A 7,975-nucleotide genomic window follows, 5' to 3' on the forward strand; every position below is an offset into this window, starting at 1 on the left:
CATCGAACGGAAACCTCGTGCGACTACTGCAACCGAACCCCCAAACAGCCGGAGAGTCCGCATGCCCGCAAACTTCTCGCTTCCCCCGCTTCCGTTCGCCACGGACGCGCTGGCGCCGGCCATTTCCGCCGACACCTTCGCCCAGCACCATGCCGGCCATCACAAGGCCTATGTGGACAAGCTGAACGCGCTGGCCGACGCGCATGACTTCACCGACGCCAGCCTGCTGGACATCATCCGCGAAACCGCCGACGCCGACCCGGACGAAGTGTCGGAGCAGGTATCGGCCGGCGACATCTTCGTGCACGCCGCCCAGCACTTCAATCACGCCTTCTACTGGAAGAGCCTGAGCCCCGACGGCGGCGCGCCCCAGGGCGCGCTGCTGGCCGCCATCGAGCGGGATTTCGGATCGGTCGAAAATCTGAAGACAGCCATGGTGGACGCGGGCGTCGACCATTTCGCCAGCGGCTGGGTGTGGCTGGTGGCCGACGAGGACGGCCGGCTGGAGGTGATGGGCGGCCATGACGCCCAGACCCCGGTGATCGAGGAGGATCTGAAGCCGATCCTGGTGCTGGATGTGTGGGAACATGCCTATTACCTGGATCATCAGCGCGCCCGGAAAGCCTATCTGGACGCGGTGACGGCAAGGCACCTGAACTGGGCCTTCGCCGCCGAGGCCTATGCCGCGGACAGCGTGGAGGATCTGGATCTGGGCATCGGCAACGGCTGAAGGGCCGGGCGGTGCGCGGCGCTCAGGTCAGCGCCGCGAACCGCTCCACCATGTCCGTCGGGCCTGAAACGATCAGCAGGTCCGACAGATAGACGACCGTATCCGGAACGGCCTGGATGAAGGGCTCGCGCGGGCGCTTCACGCCCACGATCGTCACGCCATGGGCCTTGCGCACGTCCGTCGCCATCAGGCTCTTGCCGGCCATGAAGCGGGGCACGCGGGTCTTCACGATGGCGAAGCCGTCGTCGAATTCGATGAAGTCCATCATCTTGCCCGTCACCAGATGGGCGACGCGCTCGCCCATTTCGGCCTCGGGATAGATCACATGCGCAGCGCCCACCCGCTCAAGGATGCGGCCGTGATTGGCGTTCACGGCTTTCGCCCAGATGTCGCGGCAGCCGGCGTCGGCCAGCGCCACCACGGTCAGCACGCTGGCCTCGATATCGGAACCGATGCCGACGACGGCGTGGGCCATTTCCCCGGCCCCCAGCTTCCGCAGCGCGGCCGGATTGGTGGTGTCGGCCTGCACCACATGGGTCAGCTCTTCCGACATGGACTGGACGACCTCCATCGCCTGGTCCACGCCCAGCACCTCGTGCCCCATGCGCGTCAGCGATCGCGCGACCGCCGTGCCGAACCGGCCAAGGCCGATCACCATCACCGGCGGGGCGTCCTTCTGGGCATCAGCCGACAATCGGTTTCTCCTCGGGATAGCGGATGGGCGAATGGCGCATGCGGGTGGCGAGCGCCGTGGCCAGCGAAACGGTGCCGACGCGCCCCACATACATCATGATCACCAGCACCAGCTGCCCGCCGGGCGGCATGCTGGCGGAAAGGCCGGTGGAGAGGCCGACGGTCGCGAAGGCGGAAATCACCTCGAACATGATCTTCTCGACCGGCGCATCCACGAAGCTCGCCAGCACCAGCAGCGCGAGCGACACAGCCCCCACCGCCGTCAGCGCCACGGCGACGGCCTGACGCTGCACATTGGGGCAGATGCGGCGGCGAAAGGCGACGGAATCGGTCTGGCCCCGGATCTCGCTGAGGACCACGAAGCCCAGCAGCAGGAAGGTGGTGATGCGGATACCCCCCGCGGTGGAGGCGCTGCCGCCGCCGATCAGCATCAGCGCGGACGAGATCAGCGTCGAATCCGCCCCCATCGCCGCCGTGTCGTGCAGGTTGAAGCCGCCGGATCGCGTCATCACCGAATGGAACAGCGCGCCCAGCAGCTTTTCGGACAGGCCGGCCTTCCCCAGCGTCGCCGGGTTGGTCCATTCGAACAGCAGGATCGCGGCCATCCCGATCAGCGTGAGACCAAGGCTGCCCCACAGGGTGAGCTTGGTGTGGATCGACCAGCCCTGCGGCCGGCGCCATTCCCGCCGCAGCTCAAGCAGCACGGGAAAGCCGATGCCGCCCAGGATCACGCCGATCATCAGCGGAATGCCCAGCAGCCAGTCCCCCGAGTGGGCGGCAAGCCCTTCGGGCAGGGTGGAAAATCCGGCGTTCACATAGGCCATCACCGAATGGAACAGCCCCTGCCACAGGGCCTGCCCCAGCGGCATGCCATAGCCAAGGAAACGCAGCGTCAGACACAGGGCCAGGATAGCCTCTGTCACTAGCGTCACCGCAAGCACCAGCCGAAGCACGGTGCGCACATCGCCCAGGTCCAGGCTTTTCATCTCGCTCTGCGCGAGCAGCCGGCTTTTCAGCCGCAGTTGCCGCGTGACGAGCAGGCCCAGCAGCGTCGCGCCCGTCATGATGCCGATGCCGCCGGCCTGCGCCAGCAGCAGCATCACCCCATGCCCGAAAGGGGACCAGTAGGTGGGCGTGTCCACCACCACCAGCCCCGTCACGCAGAAGGCCGAGGTGGCGGTGAACAGCGCCACGATCAGCGGCGCGCCGCCTTCGCCCGCAAGCCCGCCCGCCCGCGAAACGGGCAGCGCCAGAAGCAGCGTGCCGACGGCAATGCCGATCAGGAAGGCGAGCGGGATCGCACGCTCAGGGTGCGCGACGGCCTATCGGCCCGTTCCCATCGATCCGGAAGCCCCAGCCACAGCGGCGAAACCTGCCACGGCGGGGGCGACGGCGCAACGGGCCCGCGCCGGATGGCGCGCAACAGGCAGGCGCCGGGTGGCGCCCGCCCGAGGGATCGTCAGGCCGTCAGCTTCGCGGCCACTTCGGCGGCATGGCGGCCCAGGAACCTCGCACCGTCCAGTTCGGTCTGGCTGGGCTGGCGGCTGCCGTCTCCGTTGGCGATGGTGGTGGCGCCATAGGGCGCGCCGCCCGTGACTTCATCATTCCGCATCTGCCCCTGGAAGCTGTAGGGCAGGCCCGTCAGCACCATGCCATGGTGCATCAGCGTGGTCAGGATGGAGAACAGCGTGGTTTCCTGCCCGCCATGCTGGGTCGCGGTGGAGGTGAAGGCCGCGCCCACCTTGCCGATCAGCTTGCCCTGGAACCACAGGCCGCCGGTCTGGTCCCAGAAGTTCGCCATCTGCGAGGCGACCCGGCCAAAGCGGGTGGGGCTGCCGACGATGATCGCATCATAGTCTTCCAGTTCGGCAACGGTCGCGATCGGGGCCTTCTGGTCCAGCTTGAAGTGGCTGGCCTTCGCGACCTCGTCCGGCACCAGTTCCGGCACGCGCTTCACCACCGCTTCAGCGCCGGCCGAACGGGCGCCCTCGGCGACGGCGTCCGCCATCGTCTCCAGATGGCCGTAGGAGGAATAATAGAGGACGAGAACCTTGGTCATTGGACTGCTCCTTGAGGATTAAAGAGGGGAAGAGGCCCCGCCGCGCGGGCGGGGCCTCCATGAAGGGTCATTTCAGGGCGTCGACGAGGACGAGCTCGCTGTCCTCCAGCGCCTCGATCGTCAGCTCTTCGACATCGCGGATGGCGACGCCGTCGCGGGCGTTCACCGTCTTGCCGTCGATCCGCACCCGGCCTTCGGCCGGCACCAGATAGCCGACGCGCCCCGGCCCGAACCGATAGCTGGTGGCAGTGCCCGCCTTCAGCGTCGCGCCCAGCACCCGGGCCGGGGTCTGGATCGGCAGCGCGCCGTCGTCGCCCATCCCGCTCGCCAGCGGCACGAAGGCCCCGGCGCGATCGCCCTTGGGGAAAGGCCGCGCGCCCCAGGCCGGCTTCGCGTTCAGCGCTTCCGGCAGGATCCAGATCTGGAAGATGCGGGTTTCCTCGTCCTCCAGATTATATTCCGCGTGGCGCACGCCGGTGCCCGCGCTCATCACCTGCACGTCGCCCGCTTCGGTGCGGCCGCGATTGCCCATGCTGTCTTCGTGGGTGATCGCCCCCGAACGGACATAGGTGATGATCTCCATGTCCTTGTGGGGGTGCGGCGGGAAGCCGGATTGCGGGGCGATGATGTCATCGTTCCACACCCGGATCGCCCCCCAGCCCATGCGGGCAGGCTCGTGATAGCCGGCGAAGCTGAAATGATGGTGCGCGTCCAGCCAGCCATGGTTGGCGGCGCCCAGCGTCTCGAACGGACGTACTTCGATCATCCCTTGTCTCCTGCAATCCGGTCGCCCGGAACGCCCCTTCATTTACGGGCCGGATTGCGATAGAAAAGTGGAAGGATCGAAAGGAATCGTTTCAGAAAATGTTGGTGCCGGATTTCGAGGCCTGGGACCTGTTCGTGGCGGTGGCGGAAGCCGGCAGCTTCGCCGGCGCCGCGCGGGCGCGGAACCTGTCCGTCCCCACCGTCTCCCGCGCGGTGGCGCGGCTGGAAGAGCGGCTGGGCGCGGCCTTGTTCCACCGCACGTCGCGCCGCCTCTCGCTCTCCGTCCTCGGGCAGGATGCGCTCGCCGAGGCGCAGGCGCTGGTGCTGGCCGCACAGAAGATGGAGGAGCGGCTGGGCGAGGCGACGGCCATTCCCGCCGGCGTGATCCGGCTGGCAGCCCCGCTGGAATTCGGCCGCGCCCATATCGCCCCCCTGCTGCCCGAGTTCCTGGCCCGCCATCCGCAGGTCTCGATCGACCTCAGCCTGGACGACGCGCGGATCGACATCGTCGCGTCCGGGCAGGATGTGGTGCTGCGCATCGGCCAGCTGGCGGATTCCAGCCTGATCGCGCGCCGGCTGTGCCCTGTTCAGCGCATCCCCGTCGCCAGCCCCGCCTACCTTCAGGCGCATGGCCGGCCGTTGCACCCCGCCGATCTGGCGAAGCATCAGTGCCTTCTCTACACCAATGTCAGCCCGCCCGATGTCTGGCGCTTCGCCGGGCCGGATGGTGCGGACTACAGCGTGACGGTGTCTGGCCCGTTGCGCGCCAACAGCGGCGGCGCGCTGAACCCCGCCTGCCTCGCCGGCGCGGGCATCGCGCTCCAGCCCGACTTCCTGGTGGCGGATCTGCTGGAGGACGGCCGGCTGGAACCCCTGCTGTGCGACTGGCGGCCCGCCCCGCTCGGCCTTTACCTGATCACCCCGCCCAGCCCGCTGCGCCCGCTGCGCGTCAGGCTGCTGATGGACTGGCTGGCAGAGCGGCTGCGGACGCCGCCATGGGCGTGGACGCCGGAGAAAGCCGCCCGGGATCGACCAGCCGCGCCATAGCGGCCGACAGCGGCGAGGGCACGCCCGCCAGCAGCGCCGCCACATGTTCCGCCAGCAGCGGCGCCAGCGCGAAGCCGCGTCCGCCGAAGCCGCCAAGCACGAACAGCCCGCCGCCCAGCGCCCCCGCGACCGGCTGATGATCGCCCGCCGCCGCCCGCACGCCCGCGACCGCCCCCAGTTCCACCCCGGCAAGCTGCGCGGCGAGATCGGGCATCCGCCGGGCAAGCCCCTCCAGATTTCGCTGCTGGTCCGCCGCCCGCACGGCGGGATCGGCATCGCCCCGATCGTGCGTCGCGCCGAACAACAGCCCCGATTCCGTCGGCACGACATAGCCGCCCCAGCTCGTGGGCGGCCGGTCGAGCGGTATGTCCGCCGTCGTCACCTGCCCCCGGATAGGCCGCAGCGGCAGCCCTGCCAGCGCCGCCGTCGCGAAGCCCGCCGCGATCACCACCGCATCGAACGGGCCTTCTCCGCCGATCCGCCAGCCGTCCGGTCCCTGCACAGGCGCGTCCACGCGGGCGGACTTCACATCCCCCAGCCAGCAGGCCCGCAGCCGGTCTGGCGCTACCACCAGCGCATCCCCGAAAACCAATTTGTCACCGTACAGAGACAAACTGCCCGGCGGAAACAGTCCTGACGCCGCAGTCGCCTCCGCCCGCCCGATCTCGCCCGGCTTCAGCAGGCGTTCCGCCCCCCGCGCGATCACCGCCCCCGGCGCGCTGCGCCCGATCCGCTCGACCGCCCGGCGGAATGCCAGCGCGTGCAGCGCCGCCCCCGCCTCGCTCCCCGCCGCCAGCCGGGGCGAAACGAGCGCGGCCGGGTTGCCCGACGCCATCTGCCCGTCGGCAAAGATCCTCGGCTCCATGCCCAGGTCGCGGAACGCCAGCGCCAGCGACGCGCCCGCGATCCCTGCCCCGATGACGGCGACGCGCGGCAGGGGCGGATCAGCCGGTTCACCGGGCAGGCAGGCTTCCAGTCGCTCGCGCTTGCCCGTGAAGCCCGGCATCCGCGCGACCGTGAAGCCCGCATCCGCCAGCCCGCGCCGCACCGCGCCCGCCACGGACCAGGTGGCCGCCCGACCGCCGGGAGCCGTCCGTTCTGCCACCTGCCGCAGGATTTCAGGTGTCCACATCGCCGGGTTCCTGGCCGGCGAAAATCCGTCGAGAAACCAGGCGTCGGCCCGGCCGCCCCACCCGGCCAGCGCTGCGCCCACATCGTCGATCATCAGATCAAGCATTGCGCCCAGCGCCGGAAAATCGATCCGGTGCAGCCCGCGCGCGCCTGCGGGCCATTGCGCCAGCAATTGCGCGGCAAGGTCCGCCAGCTCCGGGAAGGCCGCCAGCGCGCGGGCGGCATCCGCCTTCGCCAGCGGGAAGCCTTCCACCGAAAACAGGTGCAGCGTCGCATCGGGCGGCCGGTTGGCGCCCCACGCCGCCAGCACGGCCAGCATGTTGAGCCCGGTGCCGAAGCCCAGTTCGGCCACGGTGAAGCGCCGCCGCCCGTGCCAGCGCGCCGGCAGACCGCACCCGGCCAGGAACACCGCCCGGCTCTGCGCCAGCGCCCCGCTGCGGGAGGCATAGACATCCCCGAACCGGCGCGACACCAGCGCGCCCTCCTCCCAGGCGGCGCCCGGGTCGGTCGCGGTCACTTGGGCGCGCGGCGCGCCGTCTCGACGGGCACGGGCTTGGCGATCATCTGCCCCTTCATCACGCCCACGCCCTCGGTCGCGGAAACGGGGGAGGCGAGGATCTTCTTCACCACGTCCATCCCGTCCACCACGCGGCCAAAGGCGGCGAACCCGGCATTGTCCCCCTTGGCGGCCGGGTTGGCGTCCAGCGTGGAGAGATTTCCGATAATGATGAAGAAATCCGCCGCCGCCGTGCCGGGCGCCAGCCGCGCCATGGAAATCGTGCCGTCCGTGTGGCTGAGGCCGGTCTTCGTCGTCGGCTCGTGCGCGATCGGCGGCAGCAGCTTTTTCTGGTCGCGCTGGCCCGCCTGGATCAGCCCCAGATCAGGGCGCCCCGGAAAGGTCAGCGCGCGATAGAAGCTGATCCCGTCGAAGCGCTTCTGGTCCACATATTTCAGGAAGTTGGCCGAGGTGACGGGCGCGCGCTCCACCTCCAGTTCGATGACGATCGGGCCATGCGCCGTCTGCAGCTTCACCCGTTCGGTCTTCCATTGTTTCGCGGGCGGCGGCGGGGGCACTTCCTGCGCGGGCGGCGCCGGTTGCGCTGGCGGCGCTTCGGACTGCCGGGCGATGGCGGGAAGGGCGGACAGCAGCAGGGCTGCCGAAAGGATGGCGCGAATCATGGCGCCAAGCGTAGTCGCGCCGGCCCGGCTCTGCTATCCTGCACCGCATGACGCATGTGCTGACCGCGCCGCCCGAGGGGGCCGCGCAGGACTGGACGATTCCGCAAGGGTGGGACGGCTATACGCCGGCCGAACATGCCCTGTGGGACCGCATCTATGCCCGGCAGACGGCGCTGCTGCCCGGCCGCGCCCACCCCGATTTCCTCGACGGGCTGGCGAGGCTGGATCTGGGCGCTGGCGGAATCCCGGATTTCCGCCGCCTGTCCGATCGCCTGATGACGCTGACGGGCTGGCAGGTTGTGGCGGTGCCCGGGCTGGTGCCGGAAGATGTGTTCTTCGAGCATCTGGCGAACCGCCGCTTCGTGGCGGGC

General features: G+C 69.7%; 8 protein-coding genes and 1 pseudogene. 3 read left to right on the forward strand and 6 right to left on the reverse strand.

The window, feature by feature from the left end:
• The first annotated feature begins 61 nt into the window (after positions 1 to 61).
• Positions 62 to 730 (forward strand): superoxide dismutase, encoded by a 669-nt coding sequence (locus ACE3O8_RS02660; protein WP_374386499.1) that lies wholly within the window; start codon positions 62 to 64, stop codon positions 728 to 730.
• Positions 731 to 752: 22 nt separating this feature from the next.
• On the opposite strand, the gene ACE3O8_RS02665 is transcribed toward ACE3O8_RS02660, so the two are convergent.
• From ACE3O8_RS02665 to ACE3O8_RS02680, 4 genes are all read right to left on the reverse strand, one after another.
• The gene (locus ACE3O8_RS02665; protein WP_374386501.1) at positions 753 to 1,424 is read right to left on the reverse strand and encodes a TrkA family potassium uptake protein; all 672 of its coding nucleotides are present in this window, start codon (positions 1,422 to 1,424) and stop codon (positions 753 to 755) included.
• Positions 1,414 to 2,616 (reverse strand): TrkH family potassium uptake protein, encoded by a 1,203-nt coding sequence (locus tag ACE3O8_RS02670; RefSeq protein WP_374386503.1) that lies wholly within the window; start codon positions 2,614 to 2,616, stop codon positions 1,414 to 1,416. Before ACE3O8_RS02670 ends, ACE3O8_RS02665 begins: the two co-directional genes overlap by 11 nt.
• A gap of 266 nt (positions 2,617 to 2,882) precedes the next feature.
• Positions 2,883 to 3,482, reverse strand: a complete 600-nt coding sequence (gene wrbA, locus ACE3O8_RS02675; protein ID WP_374386505.1) for an NAD(P)H:quinone oxidoreductase — start codon at positions 3,480 to 3,482, stop codon at positions 2,883 to 2,885.
• Positions 3,483 to 3,549: 67 nt separating this feature from the next.
• The gene (locus ACE3O8_RS02680) at positions 3,550 to 4,248 is read right to left on the reverse strand and encodes a pirin family protein (protein WP_374386507.1); all 699 of its coding nucleotides are present in this window, start codon (positions 4,246 to 4,248) and stop codon (positions 3,550 to 3,552) included.
• A gap of 98 nt (positions 4,249 to 4,346) precedes the next feature.
• Here ACE3O8_RS02680 and ACE3O8_RS02685 point away from each other — a divergent pair, with 98 nt between their 5' ends.
• Positions 4,347 to 5,294 (forward strand): LysR family transcriptional regulator, encoded by a 948-nt coding sequence (locus ACE3O8_RS02685; RefSeq protein ID WP_374386509.1) that lies wholly within the window; start codon positions 4,347 to 4,349, stop codon positions 5,292 to 5,294.
• Here the strand turns inward: ACE3O8_RS02685 and mnmD are convergent.
• The gene (gene mnmD / locus ACE3O8_RS02690; protein WP_374386511.1) at positions 5,197 to 6,942 is read right to left on the reverse strand and encodes a tRNA (5-methylaminomethyl-2-thiouridine)(34)-methyltransferase MnmD; all 1,746 of its coding nucleotides are present in this window, start codon (positions 6,940 to 6,942) and stop codon (positions 5,197 to 5,199) included. The two genes, ACE3O8_RS02685 and mnmD, sit on opposite strands and share 98 nt — an antisense overlap.
• Complete coding sequence (locus ACE3O8_RS02695) at positions 6,939 to 7,604, reverse strand: peptidylprolyl isomerase (protein ID WP_374386513.1); 666 nt, start codon at positions 7,602 to 7,604, stop codon at positions 6,939 to 6,941. Before ACE3O8_RS02695 ends, mnmD begins: the two co-directional genes overlap by 4 nt.
• 47 nt (positions 7,605 to 7,651) lie before the next feature.
• Between ACE3O8_RS02695 and ACE3O8_RS02700 the strand changes: the two are divergent.
• A pseudogene (locus tag ACE3O8_RS02700) lies at positions 7,652 to 7,975 on the forward strand (phenylalanine 4-monooxygenase); the annotation flags it as partial.

The organism is Sandaracinobacter sp., from assembly GCF_041909755.1.
Lineage (GTDB): Bacteria > Pseudomonadota > Alphaproteobacteria > Sphingomonadales > Sphingomonadaceae > Sandaracinobacteroides.

What these genes read in the sequence shown, in the direction of transcription:
- ACE3O8_RS02660 (WP_374386499.1), top strand. Translation starts at nt 62, where the DNA reads ATGCCCGCAAACTTCTCGCTTCCCCCGCTTCCGTTCGCCACGGACGCG.
- wrbA (WP_374386505.1), bottom strand. Translation starts at nt 3,482, where the DNA reads ATGACCAAGGTTCTCGTCCTCTATTATTCCTCCTACGGCCATCTGGAG.
- ACE3O8_RS02680 (WP_374386507.1), bottom strand. Translation starts at nt 4,248, where the DNA reads ATGATCGAAGTACGTCCGTTCGAGACGCTGGGCGCCGCCAACCATGGC.
- ACE3O8_RS02685 (WP_374386509.1), top strand. Translation starts at nt 4,347, where the DNA reads ATGTTGGTGCCGGATTTCGAGGCCTGGGACCTGTTCGTGGCGGTGGCG.
- ACE3O8_RS02695 (WP_374386513.1), bottom strand. Translation starts at nt 7,604, where the DNA reads ATGATTCGCGCCATCCTTTCGGCAGCCCTGCTGCTGTCCGCCCTTCCC.